Genomic DNA, 20,093 nt, shown 5'->3' on the forward strand with positions numbered 1-20,093 from the left:
CTGTGTCGCAGGTCCAAGGGGTTTCCGGTGTCATCGTCACAACTCAACGAGCAGGTTCGCGGAGCGCACACGCGCACCACGCGCACCATCCTCGGCGACGATGTCTCCGACAAGCAGTTGCTCGCCGCGCACGTCGCTGGCACGCCGCACGCGTTCGCCACGCTGTTGCGCAGACACTCCGACCACCTGTGGCAAACGGCGCTTCGCACGTCCTACTGCCGCGACGACGCCGCCGACGCCCTGCAAGACGCCTTACTGTCGGCGCACCGCACCGCGGCGAGCTTCCGCGCCGAGTCTGAGGTGCGCAGCTGGTTGCACGCGATCGTGGTGAACGCCTGCCTCGACCGGATTCGTCGCAACAAGGCGCGCCGCGCGGTCGCGATCGTGCCAGAGACCATGCCCGAAGCCATCGACGCGCGCGATTACTATTCCGAGTGGGAGCTAGCCGTCGTTGTTGAGCAGGCGTTGTTTACCCTGCCTGACGAGCAACGACTTGCCCTGGTGATGGTGGAAATGGAAGGCCGCAGCGTCGCGGAAACCGCGCTGGCGCTGGGCGTCGCCGAGGGCACGATCAAGAGTCGATGCGCCCGAGCACGCGCACGTTTGCAAGAACGTTTGAACTTTTTTCGGGATCAAGGGAACCGTAAGTAGTCGGGGCGCGTCATTAACAGTGACGAACAAGTCTGCGATGTAAATCCTGCGTCCTGATACCTATAAAAACTTACGCAACCAGGGGAGGTGCGAGAGTGTCCCGATCTGTACCGCAGCCCCCGTTCCCGTCGGAGCTGCTTGCCGACCTGCACGGTGACAATCTCGACCCAGCACAGCGTGAAGAACTATGGCCGCTTGTCATGGCCGATGCCGACGCACGCACCTATCTCGCTCAACTCGACGCCGTCAATGCCCACTTACACGCGCTAGCCGAAACCGAACCGGCACTGCACCAGATGCCAGACGATGTCGCCGACCGCATGTTCGCCTTTATCGACGATCTCGATCTGCACCCGTCAGCGCCGCTGCCGTCCGCGATCGCCGAGCCAATCTCGTTGGCCGAACGCCGTTCTCGTCGCAGGCTTGGGGTACTTGCCGCAGCGGCCGCGGTGCTCGCGATTGTCGGCAGTTTCGGTATCGCGCTCAGTGTCATGAACAGTTCGTCGGGTACCGCGACGCCGTCAGCGGCACCGCCATCGGTCGGCGAGCCGAGCGAGTTCACTTCCGCCGCCGCGCTGTCGGCCATCGGCAAACGCGATGTCCACGGCGCGCTCAGCGACGAAGCTCAGCTCACCCGCTGCGTCGCTGCCAATGGCATCGCGCGTCCCGTCATCGGGGCAACCGACTTCAGTTTCGGCGGGCGCGAAGCGGTGCTCATCCTGGTCCGAGGGGAGCGCGCGCCAACCATCACCGCGCTCGTTGTCGGCACCGGATGCAACAGTGACCACCCCGAGCAACTGGCACTACGCGACATCGGGTGAGGTCGTCGGCACCGGCCGCGCACCCTGCTCGGGAACAACACCAACTACCCTGTTGTTGACCCATCACGTCCGCTGCACCACCGCCCGGAAGGTCAGTAGTCGCAGCCACGCTTCGTCCGGTAGCTCGGTCGTCGCAGCCATATCTGCCGTCTGGAAGGACACCATGAGCACCCCAGTTCGCGACCTGATCATCGTCGGCTCGGGACCCGCCGGATACACCGCGGCCATTTACGCCGCCCGCGCCGAACTCGCCCCGCTCGTTTTCGAGGGCACTCAGTTCGGCGGCGCGCTCATGACGACCACCGAGGTCGAAAACTTCCCCGGCTTCGCCGAAGGCATCATGGGCCCCGATCTGATGGAACAGATGCGCGAGCAGGCCAAGCGCTTCGGTGCCGATCTGCGCACGGAAGATGTTGACGCGCTTGACCTTACGGGCCCGATCAAGAAGGTCACCGTTGGTGGCGAGACGTTCGAGGCGTACTCGGTGATCCTCGCGATGGGTTCGGCGGCGCGCTACCTCGGCATCGAGGGCGAGCAGGAACTGCTTGGGCGCGGCGTCAGCTCTTGTGCCACCTGCGACGGCTTCTTCTTCAAGGGCCAAGACATCGCGGTCGTCGGCGGCGGTGACTCGGCGATGGAAGAGGCCATCTTCCTCACCAAGTTCGCCAACAGCGTCACCATCATTCACCGACGCGAAGAGTTCCGTGCGTCGCGGATCATGCTTGAGCGCGCCAAGGACAACCCGAAGATCAAGTTCGTGCTCAACGCCGAACCCATTCGGGTCAATGGCGACTCCAGCGTCGAAAGCGTCACCTTGCGCGACACCTTGGACGGCAAGGAATCGCAGCTTGAGGTGACCGGCCTGTTCGTCGCGATCGGCCACGACCCGCGCAGCGAACTCATCAAGGGTCAGGTCGACCTCGACGCCGAAGGCTATGTGCTGGTGAAGGATCCGAGCACTGCCACCAACGTCGCCGGCGTTTTCGCCGCGGGCGACCTCGTTGACCACACCTACATGCAGGCCATCACGGCTGCGGGCACCGGCTGCCGTTCGGCGATCGACGCCGAACGCTGGCTCGCCGAACAGGGCGACATCACGTCCAACACGCTCGACCACGCCGACGGCCCCGCCGCCGTGCGTGCCAACTGAAACAGCAGGAGAGTATTGCTATGGCAAACACCATCACGGTCACCGACGCCTCCTTCGCCGACGACGTACTGCTGAGCGAAAAGCCCGTGCTCGTCGACTTCTGGGCGGATTGGTGCGGTCCGTGCAAGATGGTCGCCCCCGTGCTTGAGGAAATCGCGGGCGCGAACGCCGACAAGCTCACCGTCGCCAAGCTCGACACCGAAGCCAACCCGGGCGCAACGCGCGACTACCAGGTGCTTTCGCTCCCGACCATGATCTTGTTCTCCGGTGGCAAGCCGGTGAAGCAGATCGTTGGGGCCAAGGGCAAGGCCGCGCTGCTGCGCGAACTCGACGGCTTGATCTGACCTAAACCACCTCCGACCGGCCGACGCGCCGTAGGATGCCCCACACCCGACGATTGCAGGAATGTGGTCGGGGTCTGAGACAATCGACGGACGCTCCGGTCGAAGGAAAGGGCTCTTAAAGCATGCACCGACTTCGTCACGGCGATTCAGGTCCAGCCGTCGCAGAGGTTCGGAGCACCCTCGCCAGCATCGGTTTCCTGCATCCCCAGCATGACTCCACTGACGGCGACTCCGCACGCGAATATTGGCAAGACACCGACGCGGTGTTCGACGCCCCACTCGACTCGGCGGTCCGCGCGTTCCAGCAACAGCGCGGCCTGCTGGTCGACGGCGTCGTCGGTCCTGCCACCTATCGTGCGCTCAAGGAAGCCTCCTACCGGCTGGGTGCCCGCACGCTGATCTATCAACTGTCAGCGCCGCTCTACGGCGACGACGTCGCCCAGCTTCAGCACCGGCTGCAAGACCTCGGCTTCTACGTGTACCGCGTCGACGGGTTCTTTGGTCAGCGCACGCACGAGGGGCTGTCCGCGTTCCAGCGCGAGATCGGGCTTTCCGACGACGGGATCTGTGGTCCCGACACGCTTCGTTCGCTCGAACTGCTCGGCGCGCGCGTCACGGGCGGCAACCCGCACCGCATCGCTGAGGAAGAGGTCGTCCACCGGGCGGGCCCGCAGCTCACTGGCAAGCGCATTGTCATCGATCCCGGTTTCGGCGGCGCCGACCAAGGTTTCGCTGTCCCAACCGAATTCGGCGACGTGTACGAGTCGGAAATTCTGTGGGGCCTCGCGTCTCGGCTCGAAGGCCGCATGGCCGCGACCGGAATGGAAACGTTCCTTTCGCGTCGTCGCGACGCCAACCCCACCGACGCTGAGCGCGCCGAAACGTCCAACTCGTTCGACGCCAATCTCATGATTTCGCTGCGCTGCGCGATCAGCGACAACCCGGCGGCACAGGGCGTCGCTGGGTTCTACTACGGCAATTCGCATGGCTCGGTTTCGATGATCGGTCAGGTGCTCGCCGGGTTCATTCAGCGCGAAGTGGTCGCGCGTACGGCGTTGCAGGACTGCCGCACGCATCAGCGCACCTGGGACATTCTGCGGCTCACCAAGATGCCGACCGTCCAGATCGACCTTGGCTACCTCACCAACGCCGCCGACGCCGAACTACTCACCAACCCGCGTCAGCTCGACGTTGTCGCCGAGGCGATCCTCGTCGCGGTGAAGCGGCTGTACCTGCTCGGCCAGGACGACCAGCCGACCGGCACGTACACCTTCGCCGAACTGCTCGCTGAGGAGATGGCTGCCGCGGACTCCGCGGGGTCCGCGTAAGTATCTGTAAACGAAAGCGGCCCCACGGAAATCTCCGTGGGGCCGTTTTCTTATTCGCTGGCTTTAGAACACACCAACCCGTGCCGGGGGAGTCATCGACGCGGCGGCGAGCAACTGGTCGAGCGCGCGTTCGACGTCTTCCTTCCACAGGTGGTCGGTGTTGAGTTCCAACCGCAGTCGGGGGAACCGGTGATGCTGGGCGACAACTTCGAAACCGACGTCTTCGAGGAAGTCGGCGTCGATCATGCACGTCTCGGGCGTACACCGCGTCGCCGCAGCCGGGTCGCGCAGGGGAGCGGCGATGCGTTCCATCAACCGCATCGACGAACCGAAGCCGCGATCGGCAACCGAACTCGACGCTGGCCCGTTGCGAATGCCAAATGCCTCGATGGCACGAACGCCACGACGCACCAGATCGGCCACCACGGCCTGAATAAGCCGATGGGCTACATCGGCCTCCTCGTAGGGGAATTCGGCCTGCAGCGTGGTCAGCAGGACCGCATCCGGGCTTACTGGGGAGGTGGGGAAGAGCGAGGCGCGCGGCACCGCGCTCGGCGGTGAGTAGAGCGCGCAGCCAGCGATATTGCGATCGCTTGGCCTGCTGCCTTCCACGTGTGCCACCTGCCCGCACGAACCCCACTCAAGCATGACCGTCGATAGCCAGGCTTCCTTCTCGAAAACCGGATCGCACAATCCGTGGGAATCGGCGGCGACAGCGGGATCGAGTTCCCAGAACACACACCGACGGGTGTGCGCCGGAAGCTGATCGAGTCCGTCGAGGGTCAATGCCGTGACGCTGGTCGACACCGCTCTGCTCAGCCTCCAGCTGTCCGATTCATCCACGCTCACGACACATCACTATCCACAGTAATCCAACCTCTCCGTCACAGTGACGTTTCGGGGTTGACCTGCTCCATCAGCGCCACAATGCGCTCGAGATCTTCGACGGAACCGAACTCGACAACGATCTTGCCCTTGCGCTTACCGAGGCTCACCGTGACGCGCGTGTCGTACGAACCCGACAACCGCTCAGCCACCTCCTGCAACCCCGGCATGTGAATCGGCCTGCGCTTCGGCGCCGGGGGAGCGGAGTCGGCAGGCTCACGATTGGCCAGCGTGACCGCTTCCTCAGTTGCCCGAACCGAAAGGCCCTCGGCGACAATGCGTGCCGCGAGTACCTCTTGTGCATCGGCGCCAGCGTCGAGCCCGAGCAGCGCGCGAGCGTGCCCTGCCGACAACACCCCGGCGGCAACCCTGCGCTGGACCGGAATCGGCAGCTTCAGCAGACGGATCATATTCGTCACAACCGGGCGAGAACGGCCGATTCGCGAAGCCAGTTCCTCGTGGGTGACGTCGAACTCCTCAAGCAACTGCTGATACGCGGCAGCCTCTTCGAGAGGGTTCAACTGGACGCGGTGGATGTTCTCAAGGAGCGCGTCGCGCAACATCGAACCGTCGTCGGTGTCGCGGATGATCGCGGGGATCGTCGCGAGCCCGACCTCCTGGCACGCGCGCCAACGGCGCTCGCCCATGACGAGTTGGAACTTGTCTCCCCCGGTCGTACCCGACTCGACCCGCCGTACGACGATCGGCTGCATGAGCCCGAACTCGCGGATCGAGTGGACCAGTTCGGCAAGCGCTTCGTCGTCGAAGACCTGCCGCGGCTGGCGTGGGTTGGGCTCGATCTGTTCGGCCGGGATTTCGCGGTAGATCGCCCCGGCGGGGGAGACGAGGTCGGCCGCGTCGGCCGTCTCGGTGGTGGCGTCGGCTTCGACGTCGGTCTCGTCGTCGGTGTTCGGCACGCTATGCAACACCGGCGCCGGCTGTGGGCCGATCGGCGTGATCCCCATGACGCTGGCCGCCGCACTACTCAGGCCGGGCGTCGCGCCCGGACCCGTCGGGATCAAAGCGGCCAACCCGCGCCCTAGACCGCCCTTTTTCGCCTGACTCATCGGCTACCGATCCCTTCCTCGTTGTGCACTCGACCCACGATTACGACGCGTCTTGCGTTACTTGTGCACGGGAAGCCAGCTCGCGCCCGGCGTCCATGTAGCTCATCGCACCGCGAGAGCCTGGATCATAATCGAGCACCGTCATGCCGTAGCCCGGTGCTTCCGAGACCTTCACGCTGCGCGGGATCATCGCCTTGAGGACCACATCGCCGAAGTGATTACGCACTTCTTCGGCCACCTGGTCGGCCAATTTGGTGCGGCCGTCGTACATCGTGAGCAAGACGGTCGACACGTGCAGCTCGGGGTTGAGGTGCGCCTGGACGAGGCCGATGTTGCGCAGCAACTGGCCGACACCCTCAAGCGCGTAGTACTCGCACTGGATCGGAATCAGCACTTCTTTGGCCGCGACGAGCGCGTTGACCGTCAGCAGGCCGAGCGAAGGCGGGCAGTCGATAAGGACGTAGTCGATATCGAAACCGGCCGTTGCCGCGTCCTGGATCGCCGTCTTCAGTCGACCTTCGCGCGCGACCATCGAAACGAGTTCGATTTCCGCACCGGCGAGGTCGATGGTCGCCGGGACGCAAAGTAGGCGCTCACTGTGCGGGCTGACCTGAATCGCGTCCTTGACCTTGACCTCCCCGATGAGCAACTCGTAGCTCGACGGCACCCCCGAGTGATGGGCGACGCCGAGCGCGGTGCTCGCGTTGCCCTGCGGATCGAGATCGACGACGAGGACCGTCATGCCCTGATGCGCAAGCGCGGCAGCAAGGTTGACGGTGGTCGTCGTCTTGCCGACGCCACCCTTCTGGTTGGCGATGGTGATGATCCGTTGCTCGCGGGGTTTCGGCACAGTTACCTTTCCTGGGTGCAGAATCTGGCTGGCGCGTTGCGCTTCCGCCGCGATCGGGGTCTCGGATGGGGAAATGTGCCCGAAAGGAGTGTTCCCGAAAGTCTCCGCATCGAAGCTGCTGGAGTCCAGCATCCCCGGGACCCGTGACCCTGTTTCCCGTGAAACATTCGCCGGACCGCTCGACATAGAAAGCTCCTAACCCGAGAAACTGCAAGATCACGTATCCCCGACGAGCGTCGGCGCCGTGTCGTCACGAACATTGTGTCGGTAGGGAACTCGGAAAAGAGTTCACACCCGCCCGACTGTGAACAGCTTGCCAGCACTATCCCACTTAGGAAAGCTGAAATGCGGCACGCCGGTTGCGACACACCCAAACTCGTCGAAATTGCCTGGGTTGCGATGTTTCACGGGAAACAGAGACAGAATCTTCGCGGAGAGCGAACCGCGTTCGCGCCAGCCCTGATTCGCGCAACAGGCCCGAGTACTGCTTCGCCCGAGCGCAACTCGGCTCGAAGGCAAGTGGTTCATCTTCAACAGCCCCGCGCGCGTTCCACGTGAAACAGTCGAAAACAGCGGCGGCACGGGGTGTACCTCGGATACCCACCCCGTTTCGTCACGTTACGAAACGTTCTAGCGCCGCTTCGACTTTCGTTCCGTCTTTCGCTCGGCGCGACGACTTGGTCGCTCGGCTCGGGGGAGGAGTTCCGCGCTCACGACAAGCGTCGGCACTTCGACAATCCCCGCGCCGCAACCAACAACGCGAAGATCCGTCGCGCCGTCGCGAATTAGCTCAGCCCCGTCGCGCTCCAATTCTTCTGCCGCGCTTGATCCCTTGAGCGCGAGCATGTGCCCGCGATCGCGCAGCAGGGGGAGCGACCAGTGCGCCAACTTCGCGAGCGGAGCGACAGCGCGCGAAGTGACGACATCCGCGCCACCCGCTTCCTTAATCACGCCACTCTGCTCAGCGCGCCCGCGCACGACGGTGATGCCGAGATCGTTCTCCTCAATGAACTCACTAAGGAAGATGGTCCGGCGAAGCAGCGGCTCGACGAGCGTGATGCGCAAGTCCGGTCGCGCGATGGCCAACGGGATGCCGGGCAGGCCAGCGCCGCTGCCGACGTCGACGACCGACGCGCCCTCTTCGATCAACTCGCCGATCACCGCACAGTTGAGGATGTGCCGCTCCCAGAGTCGGGGGACCTCGCGCGGACCGATCAGCCCGCGTTCCACGCCCGCGCTCGCGAGCGCGTCGTAGTAGCGGCGAGCAAGGTCGAGCCGGTCACCGAAAACTTGCGCCGCGGCTGCGGGCGGTTCGGCGTCGGCTGCGGGGGCACCCGGGTCTCGTTCCACGTGAAACATCCTTCTTCAGTGGTTTTCTGGGAGCGGAAGGCATGAATAAGGCCCCCGGTCCGAGACCGGAGGCCCTATTTCAGGCGAACGTCAGCCTACTCGGGCACGACCACCACATGGCGGTTCGGCTCGACGCCTTCGCTCTCACTTGCCACGCCGTCGATGTCGGCGATGGAATCGTGAACGATCTTGCGCTCGAACGGGGTCATCGCCGACAGCGCTTCGGGCTTGCCCGACTCAAGCACCCGCTTCGCCGCCGCGACACCGAGCGCGCTCAGGTCGTTGCGACGCTGCGCGCGCCAACCGGCAACGTCGAGCATCAGGCGGCTGCGCACGCCGGTCGCCTGCTGCACCGCGAGGCGGGTGAGCTCCTGCAGCGCGTCGAGCACTTCACCGTTGCGGCCAACCAACTTCGACAGGTCGCGCCCGCCGTCGATGCTGACCACCGCGCGGTCGCCTTCAACGTCGAGGTCGATATCGCCGTCGAAGTCGAGCACGTCGAGCAACTGCTCGAGGTAGTCGCCCGCGATCTCGCCCTCTTCGATCAACGCTTCTTCGGCGTCGATCGACGAAGCGCGCACGGTCTCGTTCACCGCGTCAACCACCGCCGCCTCGGGGGCGTCGGAACCGTCGGTCTGCGTCTCAACAGTCATTGGTCTCCTCTATCCGTAGCCGCGTCGCGGCTCAGCGCTTGCGCTTCTGGTTCGCTCGGCCCCGGTTGCCCGGGCGCTTCTGGCCGCCGCCCGACCTACGTTGGCCGCCCTGCTTAGCGGGCTGCTTCGCGGTGCCGTTGGTAGACGCGCGGCCGTTGGTGCTCGCGCCTTCGACCGAATCGGTGTCGGTTTTCTTCCGCACATCGACCGGCTTAGCGCCCGGCTTCGGCGTGTTTTCGGTGCGGGCAGCGGCCTTGCGTGCCTTCTCTTCTTCCGCCTTCGCTTCCTCTTCCTTGGCCATGCGACCGAAGACGAGGTGCTGCTGACCGTAGGTCCAGATGTTGTTGGCGACCCAATAGAGCAGGATCGCGATCATCAGGAACGGACCACCGACGAGCACGCCGAGCGGGAAGACCCACAGCGAAAGTTTGTTCATGATCGCGGCCTGCGGGTTAGCGGCGGCCTCGGGGGTCTGGCGCTGAACCGACGCGCGCGCGTTGAAGTGCGTCGCGAGACCCGCGATGATCATCAGCGGAATCGCGACAGCGGCGATGCTGAGCTTGGTCGGGATGCCACCGAAGTCGGCGAACGCCTGCAGCTCCGACATCGGGCTGGTGATGTGCGCGGAAATCGGCGCGCCAAAGATACGGGCGCTCAGGAACGACTGGACGTCGGTCGCCGAGAAGATGTAGTTCGGGGTGTTCGCGTTTTGCTCGGCCGACATGCCGAGCTGACCCCAGCCGGTGCCGGTGCGGTTGAACGAGCGAAGCACATGGAACAGGCCAAGGAACACCGGAACCTGCGCGAGGACCGGCAAGCAACCCATGAGCGGGTTGAAGCCATGTTCCTTCTGCAGCTTCTGCATTTCGCGGGCCATCGCCTCGCGGTCGTTCTTGTACTTCTTCTGCAGCTCTTTGATTTTGGGCTGCAGCTCCTGCATCTGCTTGGTGGTTCGCACCTGCTTGACGAAGGGCTTGTACAGCACGATGCGCAGGGTGAACACAAGGAACACCACGGCGAGGCTCCACGTGAGCCCACTGTCGGCACCAAAGAGGAAGCCGAATGCCTTGTGCCAGAACCACAAAATCGCGGATACCGGCCAATAAATGAAGTCGAGCACGGCTCTAAGTACTCCCGTCGTTGGAGGTGGACGCACCGCGTCCTTGGCAGGCTTTAGCCCCGCGTTGAGGCACGGGGTCCCACCCGCCAGGGTGCCACGGCGCGCACTTGACCAGCCGTACGGCCGACAGCGCCGACCCGACCAGTAGTCCGCGGGTGCGCAATGCCGTCACCGCGTACTCGCTGCACGTTGGGGTGAACCGACACGTCGGCATCCGGGTGGGGGAGACGTAGGTCCGATACAGCTCGATCATGAAGATGAGTGCGTCGGCGGGAAATCTGGTGAGGCGGCTCATGTCGCGCTAGCGGCAGGCGTGCGGTCGCGCGTTGGCGCGGGATCGGACGACAGCCCAAGCTTGCGCAAACCTGAACGCAATTGGCGCAGCAGGTCTGCGGAATCGGCCGTAGCGACGCTCGGATTCGCCCGCAACACCACGTCGGTGTTGGCGGGCAGATCGGCGCTCACCTGGGCACAGATATGACGCAGGCGGCGGGCCACTTGGTGGCGAACCACCGAGTTTCCCACCGCCTTGCTGACGATCAATCCAAACCGGGGACCACCGGCACGGGCAATGTCGTCAGGAGTTAGCGCTGAGACATCGTCATAGACATGCGTGAACGCATGAACGACGAAATCTCGCCTCCCGATTCGTTGACCGCGGCGCACCGTGCGGGAGAATTCAGCACGGTGGTGCAACCGATACGGCTCAGGTAACACCCGAGCGTCCGACCCGGACCCGGCTGCGCGATCAGGCAGTCAGCTCGGTGCGGCCCTTACGGCGACGCGCCGAAACGATGGCGCGACCCGCACGGGTGCGCATACGGAGACGGAAACCGTGCACGCGCGCGCGACGACGGTTGTTCGGCTGGAACGTCCGCTTGCCCTTGGCCACGGTCGACACTCCTTGAGTAGGCAGGCACCGCTATGGCACCTAAGTTGTTCAATGATTTCGGTCTGCGCGGTGGACCGCGCAAACGGCCTTGGCGACAGTCGTGATCGCAGGCACAAGCTAGCGATCACCGCACCAAGGGGTGACTGTACGAGGGTACGGGTACCGAACAAGCCGGTCAAACTCGACCCCCGCAGCGCTAGATTGCTCCGACGCGCGGGTATGCCAGTCACCGCAGGCACGACGTCGAGAGTACCCGAGGCCGGGTCGGGGCTGGTCAGCGGCCCTTGCGGTCAAGAAAACCGCGACACGACACGCCGAACAATTGCGACACGCACGCGTCTCGCCGGTGTCTTGGGCTACTTTTCGTGAGTTCGTCCACACCACTTGGCTTGGGATCGGCTAGGCGCTAATCTCCGTAGCCGGGGGATTGCTGTTGATCCGCAGGTCCAGCCCCTTCACCGCCACGAGCTGGCGCGATTCGCTCTATCCCCAGGTTTGTCCACATCTGTGGATAATTATGTGGATAGATCGCCGCAGTGGCATATTCGGGTATCCCGACGACGCTGGTATTCCGCCGTGGGCCCCAACTAATTGGTCCGGGGAGGACGCCGCATGCACGACGACGAGCCCAACGTGCTCGCCAAGGTTTGGCCCGAGGTGGTGGCTGAGCTCACGACGGGTTCGGCCGACGGGACGATCACCGCGGTTAGTCGCGCGCAGCAGGCGTGGCTGAAGCTGGTGAAGCCTTTGACGGTCGCGCAGGGTTTCGCGTTGTTGTCGGTGCCATCCTCACTTGCCCAAGAAGCTATCGAGCGCGATTTGCGCGAACCTATTCTGCGTTCTCTTGCCCGTCGCCTTGGCCCCCAGGTCGAAGGACTTGGCGTGCGCATCGCCGCGCCGGTTCCTGGCGCGGGGGAGCGCACCCCGACCAACGGTCGGCACGCGCGGATGACGACGCGATCGAACCAGTCGCGCGAGTCGGCCCGCCCGCCCGCCGGCTACCCAGGCCCCGACTTCGGCATGCCTGACTACGCGCAGCGCGGAGAGTACGGACGGCCGCGCTACGGCGATTACCCCGACGGTGAATACGGCACCGACTTCCCCGCGGCCACTGATTTCCCTGGTGGGGATCAGTATTTCCAGGGTCGCGATTCGAGTGGCAATGGTCGGCGCGAGTTTTCCGGCGACGGCGAGTATTCGGGCGCTGCGCAGTCGGGCGACGAAACGGGCGAGTCGTTCCAGCCGGATTCGTTCTCCGCCGACACGTTCGCCGCCGATTCCTTCGCCGCGGAGTCGTTCGCGCCGGATTCGTTCCCGACCGGGGAGTACCCGAGTCAGGAGTTCGGTGGGCGCAACGGTGCTGGCCAGGAGTTCGGCGGACGCGGCGACGGTGAGTTCGGCGGACGCGGTGAAGCCAGCCCGGAGTTTGGCGGACGCGGCGACGCTGAGTTCAACGCGCGTGGCGACGCTGAGTTCGGCGGTCGTGGCGACGCGGGTCAGGAGTTCGGTGGCCGCTCCGGCGCTGAGTTCGGCGGACGAGGTGAGCCAGAGTTCGGTGGGCGCGGTGAGTTCCGCCCGCAGCACGACAACGCGACGCCGCCTGCCGCTTCGCCGTCCACGGGCCAGTCACGCCGCGAGGCTGGCGGTTCGTCGCGTCGCGACCACACGCCACCCGGCCAGGAGTCGCTGTTCACGCCGGAGACCGCGTCGCAGCGACTAGCCCGTGATGACGACGAGGCAGGCAACGCGAAAGCGGACAAGTCAGATGCCCCGCGATCGGCAGGCGAAGAGGAATCCGGCGACCGCGCCAACTGGCCTACCTATTTCAACAAGGCTGTCGAAGCACCTTCACAGGCCAACTCGTCAGCGAGCCTGAACGCGAAGTACACCTTCGAAACGTTCGTCATTGGCGCGTCGAACCGATTCGCACATGCTGCCGCTGTCGCGATCGCCGAAGCTCCCGCCCGTGCCTACAACCCCCTATTCGTTTGGGGCGCTTCAGGTTTGGGCAAAACGCACCTCCTGCACGCGGCTGGTCACTACGCCCAGCGCCTGTTCCCCGGCATGCGGGTGAAGTACGTGTCGACCGAGGAATTCACCAACGACTTCATCAACAGCCTGCGCGACGACCGCAAGGTCGCGTTCAAGCGGCGCTACCGCGAGACCGACATCCTGCTTGTCGACGACATCCAGTTCATTGAAGGTAAGGAAGGCATCCAGGAAGAGTTCTTCCACACCTTCAACACGCTGCACAACGCCAACAAGCAGATCGTCGTTTCCTCGGATCGGCCGCCTAAGCAGCTGGCCACGCTTGAGGAACGGCTGCGCACTCGCTTCGAGTGGGGCCTGATCACCGACGTGCAGCCGCCCGAGCTGGAGACGCGTATCGCGATCCTGCGCAAAAAGGCGCGTATGGACCGCCTCGACGTGCCGCATGACGTGCTCGAACTCATCGCGAGCCGGGTTGAGCGCAATATTCGCGAGCTTGAGGGCGCGCTCATTCGCGTCACCGCGTTCGCGTCGCTTAATGGCGCTCCGCTCGACATCGGGCTCGCTGAAGTGGTCATGCGCGACCTGATGCCCGATACCACCGCCATCGACATCAACGCGCCGACAATCATGGCCGTCACCGCCGAGTACTTCAATACCTCGCTCGACGAGCTCACCGGCCCTGGCAAAGCACGTCCGCTCGCTCAGGCGCGGCAGATCGCGATGTATCTGTGCCGCGAGCTCACCGACCTCTCGCTCCCCAAGATCGGCCAGGCGTTCGGCCGCGACCACACGACGGTCATGTACGCCGAAAAGAAGGTGCGCAAGGAGATGACCGAGCGTCGCCGCGTCTATGACCAAGTGCAAGAACTCACAGCCCGCATCAAGCAGCGCTCTCGCTAGTTATCAACATTCGAACACCGCCTCTGACCTGGGGCGGTGTTCTTTTTTGCCTTGTGGAATCCACACTTTCCACACAGGGTTATGCACAGGTTATCCACCGATTCATGCACAGGGTGCTGATGCTGCCTGTGCATAACATGTGCACAGAGCGTTATCCACATTTTTGGCCCGTCAGAGTTACTAACAGGACAACCCCCGGCTGACCTGGCCTCGAGTGCGAAGGTGCCCTGTGGAATTCCTGTGGAATCCTCGAGGAATCAACAACCCTGTCCACAGGCCAGCAGGGGTGTGCACGAAGGTGTGGACAACTAGCCAAAATCGGTGGATGAATCGGTGGATAACTCGAGGATGAAATGTGGATAACTTTGGTTGTCCACAGGTGTCCACATTTCATCCTCGAGCTGTCCCCAACTCATCCACAGGGCGACACACCGTCTGACCTGCGAAAACAGGAGATTTACACAGTTTCCACAGGCCCTATTACTACTGCGGTTCTCTCAAGAGAAGAGATTCTTTAAAAACAGGCGTTGTGGAATTTCGAGGTTGAGGCTCGGCGCGGCGAGTGGTCCCGACACAAGCGGGCAAGGACGGCAGAAGGTCGATCAGACGAGCACGCGCGCTCAGGTGGGCCGGGGGTTGTGTAGTACCGACATCCGGGTACCGTCTGGTTGTCGGCCCCCTGTGCGAGACTCGAAGCGCGGTTGCCGCGTACGCACTTGCCGCACACGTATTCCGAACTCGGAGAGGACAAACGGGCGATGGAGCTTGCCAGCATGAAGTTTCGGGTCGCTCGAGAGGACTTCGCTGAGTCAGTGGCGTGGGTAGCGCGCAGCTTGCCTTCGCGCCCCGCTGTCCCGGTGCTTGGTGGCGTGCTGCTCGTCGCTGATGAGAACGGACTCACCGTCTCCGGCTTCGACTACGAGGTGTCGGCGCAGATGCGCGTCGCCGCTGAGGTCGCCGGTCCAGGCAAGGTGTTGGTCTCGGGCAAGCTACTCGCCGACATCACCAAGGCCCTGTCGAACAAGCCTGTTGATGTTTCCGTCGATGGCACTCGCGTGCTCATCAGCTGTGGCAGCGCCAAGTTCTCGCTGCCAACCATGCCGGTCGAGGATTATCCCCAGCTTCCCGAAGTTCCCCAGGCAACTGGTGAAGTGACTGTGGATGTTTTCGCCGAAGCGGTTGGCCAGGTTGCCGTTGCCGCCGGTCGCGACGACACACTCCCCATGCTCACCGGCATCCGGGTGGAGATCGAGGGCAACGACGTGGTCCTCGCCGCAACCGACCGCTTCCGTCTCGCGGTGCGGCATTTGCAGTGGCAGCCCGCCCGCGCCGATATCGAAACCGCGGTGCTCATTCCCGCGCGCACGCTCTCGGAGTCGGCGAAGACGCTCGGCTCTTCCGATGCGCCCGTTCAGCTTTCGCTCGGTTCGGGCGGTGGCGCCGATGGTCTGCTCGGCATCGTCAACGCTGGTCGTCGCACTACGACGCGCCTGCTCGACGCCGAATTCCCCAAGTTCCGCCAGTTGCTCCCCAAGGAACACACCTCCATCGCGACGATGCCGGTCGCCGCGCTGTCGGAAGCCATCAAGCGCGTCTCCATCGTCGCTGAGCGTGGCGCGCAGGTGCGGCTTGAGTTCTCCACCGATGGCGTGCTGCTGTCGGCAGGTGGCGACGACGCTGGTCGCGCTGAGGAATGGCTGGAAGCCGATTTCCGTGGCGAGCCGCTCACCATCGCGTTCAACCCCGGCTATCTCACCGAGGGCCTGTCGGCGCTGCACAGCGACCGCGTCACGTTCGGGTTCACCACGCCTAGCCGTCCCGCTGTGCTGCTCCCCGCTTCCGACGAGGAGCCGAAGGTGCTGGAGTCCGGTGCGTTCGCCGCGCTGGAAAGCACCTACATCTACCTGTTGATGCCGGTCCGGCTTCCGGGCTAGCAGCTCGCCGCCGGATGTTCGTCCGCACACTTTCGGTCCGGGACTTCCGTTCTTGGGAAGCTGCCGAGGTGGAGTTATCCCCAGGCCGCACGGTGTTCATTGGGGCTAACGGCAACGGCAAAACCAATCTGCTCGAAGCCGTCGGGTACTTGGCTTCGCTTAGCTCACACCGGGTTTCGTCCGACGCGCCGCTGATCCGGGTAGGTGCCCCGCAGGCGCGCATCGGTGCTTCGGTGGTGAATATCGGTCGTGAGCTGCGCATTGACGTCGAGCTCAAGGCCGGTCTCGCCAACCGTGCGCAGATCAATCGGTCGCCGGTGCGTCGGCCGCGCGAGATCCTGGGAATCTTGCAGACGGTGCTGTTCGCGCCCGAGGATTTGGCACTCGTGCGCGGCGACCCGACCGAGCGGCGCAGGTTCCTTGACGAGTTATCCACAGCCCGCTTGCCCAGGCTCGCTGGCGTGCGCGCTGACTACGACAAGGTGCTGCGGCAACGGTCGGCGTTGCTGAAAACCGCTGGGCGACAAGTTCGTTCGCGCTCGGATCTGAGCACACTCGACGTATGGGACGGCCACTTGGCTGAGCACGCGTCGATCTTGCTCGCGCAACGGTTGAAGCTGGTGCATGAGTTGTATCCCCATCTCGCACAGGCGTATTCGTCGATCGCGCCCGAAAGTCGTCCTGCCGCAATCGGTTATCGCTCGTCGTATCTGCCACCGGAATTGCTCGACCCAGCGCGACCACCCGCCGCCGACGACCAGGCCGTGCTCCACGACATCCTGTTGCGCGAACTTGCTGCCGCGCGCGGCAAGGAACTCGATCGCGGCGTGTGCCTTGTCGGCCCGCACCGCGACGATCTCGACCTGATGCTCGGCAGCTCGCCAGCGAAGGGTTTCGCCTCGCATGGGGAGTCGTGGTCGTTCGCGCTCGCGTTGCGGCTCGCGTCGTTTGAGTTGCTTCGCAGTGCGGGTACCGAGCCGGTCCTGCTGCTCGATGACGTCTTCGCCGAACTCGACCGCCGTCGTCGCACCGCGCTCGCCGAGGTGGCCGCTGGTGCCGAACAGGTACTCATCACCGCCGCCGTCGCTGACGACGTGCCAGCCGAGCTGGAAGCCCGACCGCTGCGCGTGAGCACGACCGGCGAAGCCGACCGGCGCACCTCCCACGTCGAGTCTGCCGAGCTCAGCGGCTGATCGCGTTCTTGTCGGTGGCTGCGCGTAGACTCCGTCCGCACCCAACGTCGCGGTCAGCGGGCGTTTTTCTCCTTCTCAGCGTGCGAAAGGCGGTACTCGCGTGACCTCCGAACAGCCAGAGCTGCGTGGGATCGATCTTGCTCGTCGCGCGCTTGAAGAGGCACGTGCCGCCGCGAAGGCCAACGGTAAATCGGTTGGGCAAGGTCGCGCGTCCCCGGTTCGTCGCCTCCGAGCTGGTGGCCGCAAGTACTCGGGTTGGTCCGGCGCTGGCCCCGATCAGCGCGACCCACAGCTGCTCGCCTCGCTCACTGGCTCGATCGCCAAGAGCCGTGGCTGGTCGGGGCGCGTTGCCGAAGGCATGGTTTTCGGGCGGTGGCCGAGCGTGGTTGGCGAAGACATCGCGTCACATGCAACGCCGCTCACGTTGGAAGGTGGCGTGCTGAAAATCGCGGCCGAATCCACCGCGTGGGCCACACAGTTGCGCATGTTGCAGCCCCAAATCCTGGCGAAAATCGCGGCCGCGGTCGGCAATGGCGTCGTCACTTCGCTGCGAATTACCGGTCCGCAAGCGCCAAGTTGGCGCAAGGGTGAGCGCCATATCAAGGGCCGTGGCCCACGCGATACCTACGGATAACCATGCTGTGACCTGGGCTTGCGTCAACCAGACGGGCAAACGCGAGTCTCACGCCAACTCTGCGGCACGCAAACCCCTTGGTGGCCGAAGCGAGTCGCCGGTAGTCATTTTCTTGCATTCACGGCAGCGTTAGGGGTGTCGTAGGTGCACTGTAAGTTGGGCTTACCAGTACGATAGAACCGTAACCAGCGGCGAACCTCTCACAAGCACGTGCCGTGCGGCGCGACGCCTGCCAGGGATGAAGCAAGTAAGGAGAGCTACCTACCAGTGGCTGCCAACGACTCCAACTCAACGGGGCAGTACGGTGCGTCTTCAATCACCGTGCTCGAAGGTCTCGAAGCGGTGCGCAAGCGCCCCGGTATGTACATCGGCTCAACGGGTGAGCGCGGTCTACACCACCTCATCTGGGAGGTTGTGGATAACTCCGTCGATGAGGCGATGGCAGGTCATGCCACGCGCGTCGACGTCAAACTGCTCGCCGACGGCGGCGTAGAGGTCGTCGATGACGGCCGCGGTATCCCCACCGGGATGCACGCGTCGGGCATTCCCACGGTTGAGGTCGTCATGACTCAGCTGCACGCGGGCGGCAAGTTCGACTCGGACTCCTACGCGGTTTCCGGTGGTCTGCACGGTGTCGGCATCTCGGTGGTGAACGCGCTGTCGAGCAAGCTCGAAGCCGAGATCGACAACGACGGATACCACTGGAGCCAGACGTACAAGGACGCGAAGCCGGGCAAGCTCGTTCAGGGCGAACCGACTGATCGGACCGGTACCACCATCCGGTTCTGGGCTGATCCGGAGATCTTCGAGACAACCACCTACAACTTCGAGACGGTCGCGCGTCGCTTGCAGGAGATGGCGTTCCTGAACAAGGGACTCACCATCACCCTCACCGACGAGCGCGTCGCCGCGGGCGAGGTCACCGACGAGGTGGTTAGCGACACCGCTGAAGCGCCCAAGGACGCTCAAGAGGTCGCTGCCGCCGAGGTCGAGCACAAGGTCAAGACCCGTACGTATCACTACCCGGGCGGCCTCGTCGACTTCGTCAAGCACATCAACCGCACCAAGACGGCTATCCACAACTCGGTCGTCGGCTTCACCGCGAAGGGCACCGGCCACGAGCTTGAGGTCGCGATGCAGTGGAACTCGGGCTACTCCGAGTCGGTCCACACCTTCGCCAACACCATCAACACCCACGAGGGCGGCACCCACGAAGAGGGTTTCCGCGCGGCGCTCACCACGGTGGTCAACAAGTACGCCAAGGAAAAGAAGCTCCTCAAGGAAAAAGACGGCAACCTCACCGGCGACGACATCCGTGAGGGTCTCGCCGCGATCGTTTCGGTGAAGGTCGGCGAGCCGCAGTTCGAGGGCCAGACCAAGACCAAGCTTGGCAACACCGAGGTGAAGTCGTTCGTGCAGCGCGCGTGCAACGAGCACCTGCAGCACTGGTTCGAGTCCAACCCCGCCGACGCGAAAACCATTGTGCAGAAGGCGGTTTCGTCGGCACAGGCTCGTGTTGCCGCGCGTAAGGCGCGTGAGTTGGTGCGTCGCAAGTCGGCAACCGACCTTGGTGGCCTGCCCGGCAAGCTCGCTGATTGCCGCTCGAAAGACCCGAGCAAGTGCGAGATCTACATCGTCGAGGGCGACTCCGCTGGCGGCTCGGCCAAGTCGGGTCGCGACTCGATGTACCAGGCCATCTTGCCGCTGCGCGGAAAGATCATCAACGTCGAAAAGGCCCGCATCGACCGCGTCCTCAAGAACAACGAGGTCCAGTCGATCATCACCGCGTTCGGCACGGGCATCCACGACGAGTTCGATATCGCGAAGCTGCGCTACAACAAGATCATCTTGATGGCCGACGCCGACGTCGACGGTCAGCACATCGCGACGCTGCTGCTCACGCTGCTTTTCCGGTTCATGCGTCCGCTCGTCGAGCAGGGGCACGTCTACCTCGCTCAGCCGCCGCTGTACAAGCTCAAGTGGCTGCGTCAAGAGCCGGAGTTCGCCTACTCCGACCGTGAGCGCGACGCGCTGCTCGAAGCCGGCCTGGCCTCCGGCAAGAAGATCAACAAGGACGACGGCGTTCAGCGCTACAAGGGTCTTGGCGAAATGAACGCCAAGGAACTGTGGGAGACCACCATGGACCCCGACGTGCGTGTGTTGCGCCTGGTCACGCTCGACGACGCGGCAGCGGCCGACGAGCTGTTCTCGGTGCTGATGGGCGAAGACGTTGAGGCCCGTCGCAGCTTCATCACTCGCAACGCCAAGGACGTCCGCTTCCTGGATGTGTAAGCGGCGCAGCGCTTTTGGGCGCGCCCGCACACGTCTA

General features: G+C 64.1%; 19 protein-coding genes. 10 read left to right on the forward strand and 9 right to left on the reverse strand.

Features of this window, described 5'->3' with window-relative positions; translation table 11 throughout:
- The first annotated feature begins 87 nt into the window (after nucleotides 1–87).
- The 5 genes from sigM (at nucleotide 88) to IEX78_RS13980 (ending at nucleotide 4,294) form a co-directional block, all read left to right on the forward strand.
- A complete protein-coding gene (gene sigM / locus IEX78_RS13960) occupies nucleotides 88–651 on the forward strand; it encodes an RNA polymerase sigma factor SigM (RefSeq protein WP_188829596.1) in 564 nt (187 codons plus the stop codon).
- Nucleotides 652–746: 95 nt separating this feature from the next.
- Complete coding sequence (locus IEX78_RS13965) at nucleotides 747–1,472, forward strand: RsmA family anti-sigma factor (RefSeq protein ID WP_188829302.1); 726 nt, start codon at nucleotides 747–749, stop codon at nucleotides 1,470–1,472.
- 163 nt (nucleotides 1,473–1,635) lie between these two features.
- Nucleotides 1,636–2,622: a thioredoxin-disulfide reductase gene (trxB, locus tag IEX78_RS13970; RefSeq protein WP_188829303.1), complete on the forward strand. Its 987-nt coding sequence runs from the start codon at nucleotides 1,636–1,638 to the stop codon at nucleotides 2,620–2,622.
- Nucleotides 2,623–2,642: 20 nt separating this feature from the next.
- Complete coding sequence (trxA, locus tag IEX78_RS13975) at nucleotides 2,643–2,966, forward strand: thioredoxin (protein WP_188829304.1); 324 nt, start codon at nucleotides 2,643–2,645, stop codon at nucleotides 2,964–2,966.
- A 122-nt stretch (nucleotides 2,967–3,088) separates the two neighbouring features.
- Entirely contained in the window at nucleotides 3,089–4,294 is a 1,206-nt protein-coding gene (locus IEX78_RS13980) for an N-acetylmuramoyl-L-alanine amidase (RefSeq protein WP_188829305.1), read from the forward strand.
- Nucleotides 4,295–4,357: 63 nt separating this feature from the next.
- On the opposite strand, the gene IEX78_RS13985 is transcribed toward IEX78_RS13980, so the two are convergent.
- The 9 genes from IEX78_RS13985 to rpmH all read right to left on the reverse strand — a co-directional run bounded on the left by IEX78_RS13985 (nucleotide 4,358) and on the right by rpmH (nucleotide 11,111).
- Nucleotides 4,358–5,101, reverse strand: coding sequence for a GNAT family N-acetyltransferase (locus IEX78_RS13985; protein ID WP_188829306.1), 744 nt, complete (start codon nucleotides 5,099–5,101; stop codon nucleotides 4,358–4,360).
- A gap of 77 nt (nucleotides 5,102–5,178) precedes the next feature.
- Nucleotides 5,179–6,246, reverse strand: a complete 1,068-nt coding sequence (locus tag IEX78_RS13990) for a ParB/RepB/Spo0J family partition protein (RefSeq protein WP_188829307.1) — start codon at nucleotides 6,244–6,246, stop codon at nucleotides 5,179–5,181.
- 40 nt (nucleotides 6,247–6,286) lie between these two features.
- Nucleotides 6,287–7,282, reverse strand: a complete 996-nt coding sequence (locus IEX78_RS13995; protein ID WP_308426538.1) for a ParA family protein — start codon at nucleotides 7,280–7,282, stop codon at nucleotides 6,287–6,289.
- 444 nt (nucleotides 7,283–7,726) lie between these two features.
- Nucleotides 7,727–8,455, reverse strand: a complete 729-nt coding sequence (gene rsmG / locus IEX78_RS14000) for a 16S rRNA (guanine(527)-N(7))-methyltransferase RsmG (protein ID WP_188829308.1) — start codon at nucleotides 8,453–8,455, stop codon at nucleotides 7,727–7,729.
- A gap of 86 nt (nucleotides 8,456–8,541) precedes the next feature.
- Nucleotides 8,542–9,099, reverse strand: a complete 558-nt coding sequence (locus tag IEX78_RS14005) for a Jag family protein (protein WP_229683953.1) — start codon at nucleotides 9,097–9,099, stop codon at nucleotides 8,542–8,544.
- A gap of 31 nt (nucleotides 9,100–9,130) precedes the next feature.
- Nucleotides 9,131–10,219, reverse strand: coding sequence for a membrane protein insertase YidC (yidC, locus tag IEX78_RS14010; RefSeq protein WP_188829309.1), 1,089 nt, complete (start codon nucleotides 10,217–10,219; stop codon nucleotides 9,131–9,133).
- Nucleotides 10,220–10,223: 4 nt separating this feature from the next.
- Nucleotides 10,224–10,514: a membrane protein insertion efficiency factor YidD gene (yidD, locus tag IEX78_RS14015; RefSeq protein ID WP_188829310.1), complete on the reverse strand. Its 291-nt coding sequence runs from the start codon at nucleotides 10,512–10,514 to the stop codon at nucleotides 10,224–10,226.
- Nucleotides 10,511–10,936, reverse strand: coding sequence for a ribonuclease P protein component (gene rnpA / locus IEX78_RS14020; protein WP_188829311.1), 426 nt, complete (start codon nucleotides 10,934–10,936; stop codon nucleotides 10,511–10,513). The genes yidD and rnpA overlap by 4 nt, the downstream gene beginning before the upstream one ends.
- A 31-nt stretch (nucleotides 10,937–10,967) precedes the next feature.
- The gene (rpmH, locus tag IEX78_RS14025) at nucleotides 10,968–11,111 is read right to left on the reverse strand and encodes a 50S ribosomal protein L34 (protein WP_082393360.1); all 144 of its coding nucleotides are present in this window, start codon (nucleotides 11,109–11,111) and stop codon (nucleotides 10,968–10,970) included.
- A gap of 612 nt (nucleotides 11,112–11,723) precedes the next feature.
- Here rpmH and dnaA point away from each other — a divergent pair.
- From dnaA to gyrB, 5 genes are all read left to right on the forward strand, one after another.
- Complete coding sequence (gene dnaA, locus IEX78_RS14030; RefSeq protein ID WP_188829312.1) at nucleotides 11,724–14,003, forward strand: chromosomal replication initiator protein DnaA; 2,280 nt, start codon at nucleotides 11,724–11,726, stop codon at nucleotides 14,001–14,003.
- Nucleotides 14,004–14,761: 758 nt separating this feature from the next.
- The gene (dnaN, locus tag IEX78_RS14035; RefSeq protein WP_188829313.1) at nucleotides 14,762–15,937 is read left to right on the forward strand and encodes a DNA polymerase III subunit beta; all 1,176 of its coding nucleotides are present in this window, start codon (nucleotides 14,762–14,764) and stop codon (nucleotides 15,935–15,937) included.
- Nucleotides 15,938–15,951: 14 nt separating this feature from the next.
- Nucleotides 15,952–17,130, forward strand: coding sequence for a DNA replication/repair protein RecF (gene recF, locus IEX78_RS14040; protein ID WP_188829314.1), 1,179 nt, complete (start codon nucleotides 15,952–15,954; stop codon nucleotides 17,128–17,130).
- 100 nt (nucleotides 17,131–17,230) lie between these two features.
- Complete coding sequence (locus tag IEX78_RS14045) at nucleotides 17,231–17,764, forward strand: DUF721 family protein (protein WP_188829315.1); 534 nt, start codon at nucleotides 17,231–17,233, stop codon at nucleotides 17,762–17,764.
- Nucleotides 17,765–18,031: 267 nt separating this feature from the next.
- Complete coding sequence (gyrB, locus tag IEX78_RS14050; protein WP_188829316.1) at nucleotides 18,032–20,056, forward strand: DNA topoisomerase (ATP-hydrolyzing) subunit B; 2,025 nt, start codon at nucleotides 18,032–18,034, stop codon at nucleotides 20,054–20,056.
- Nucleotides 20,057–20,093 lie beyond the last annotated feature (37 nt).

This window comes from Nocardia camponoti, from assembly GCF_014646135.1.
GTDB lineage: Bacteria > Actinomycetota > Actinomycetes > Mycobacteriales > Mycobacteriaceae > Nocardia > Nocardia camponoti.

What these genes read in the sequence shown, in the direction of transcription:
- trxB (WP_188829303.1), top strand. Translation starts at nt 1,636, where the DNA reads ATGAGCACCCCAGTTCGCGACCTGATCATCGTCGGCTCGGGACCCGCC.
- trxA (WP_188829304.1), top strand. Translation starts at nt 2,643, where the DNA reads ATGGCAAACACCATCACGGTCACCGACGCCTCCTTCGCCGACGACGTA.
- IEX78_RS13980 (WP_188829305.1), top strand. Translation starts at nt 3,089, where the DNA reads ATGCACCGACTTCGTCACGGCGATTCAGGTCCAGCCGTCGCAGAGGTT.
- IEX78_RS13990 (WP_188829307.1), bottom strand. Translation starts at nt 6,246, where the DNA reads ATGAGTCAGGCGAAAAAGGGCGGTCTAGGGCGCGGGTTGGCCGCTTTG.
- IEX78_RS13995 (WP_308426538.1), bottom strand. Translation starts at nt 7,282, where the DNA reads ATGTCGAGCGGTCCGGCGAATGTTTCACGGGAAACAGGGTCACGGGTC.
- rsmG (WP_188829308.1), bottom strand. Translation starts at nt 8,455, where the DNA reads ATGTTTCACGTGGAACGAGACCCGGGTGCCCCCGCAGCCGACGCCGAA.
- IEX78_RS14005 (WP_229683953.1), bottom strand. Translation starts at nt 9,099, where the DNA reads ATGACTGTTGAGACGCAGACCGACGGTTCCGACGCCCCCGAGGCGGCG.
- yidD (WP_188829310.1), bottom strand. Translation starts at nt 10,514, where the DNA reads ATGAGCCGCCTCACCAGATTTCCCGCCGACGCACTCATCTTCATGATC.
- dnaA (WP_188829312.1), top strand. Translation starts at nt 11,724, where the DNA reads ATGCACGACGACGAGCCCAACGTGCTCGCCAAGGTTTGGCCCGAGGTG.
- dnaN (WP_188829313.1), top strand. Translation starts at nt 14,762, where the DNA reads ATGGAGCTTGCCAGCATGAAGTTTCGGGTCGCTCGAGAGGACTTCGCT.
- recF (WP_188829314.1), top strand. Translation starts at nt 15,952, where the DNA reads ATGTTCGTCCGCACACTTTCGGTCCGGGACTTCCGTTCTTGGGAAGCT.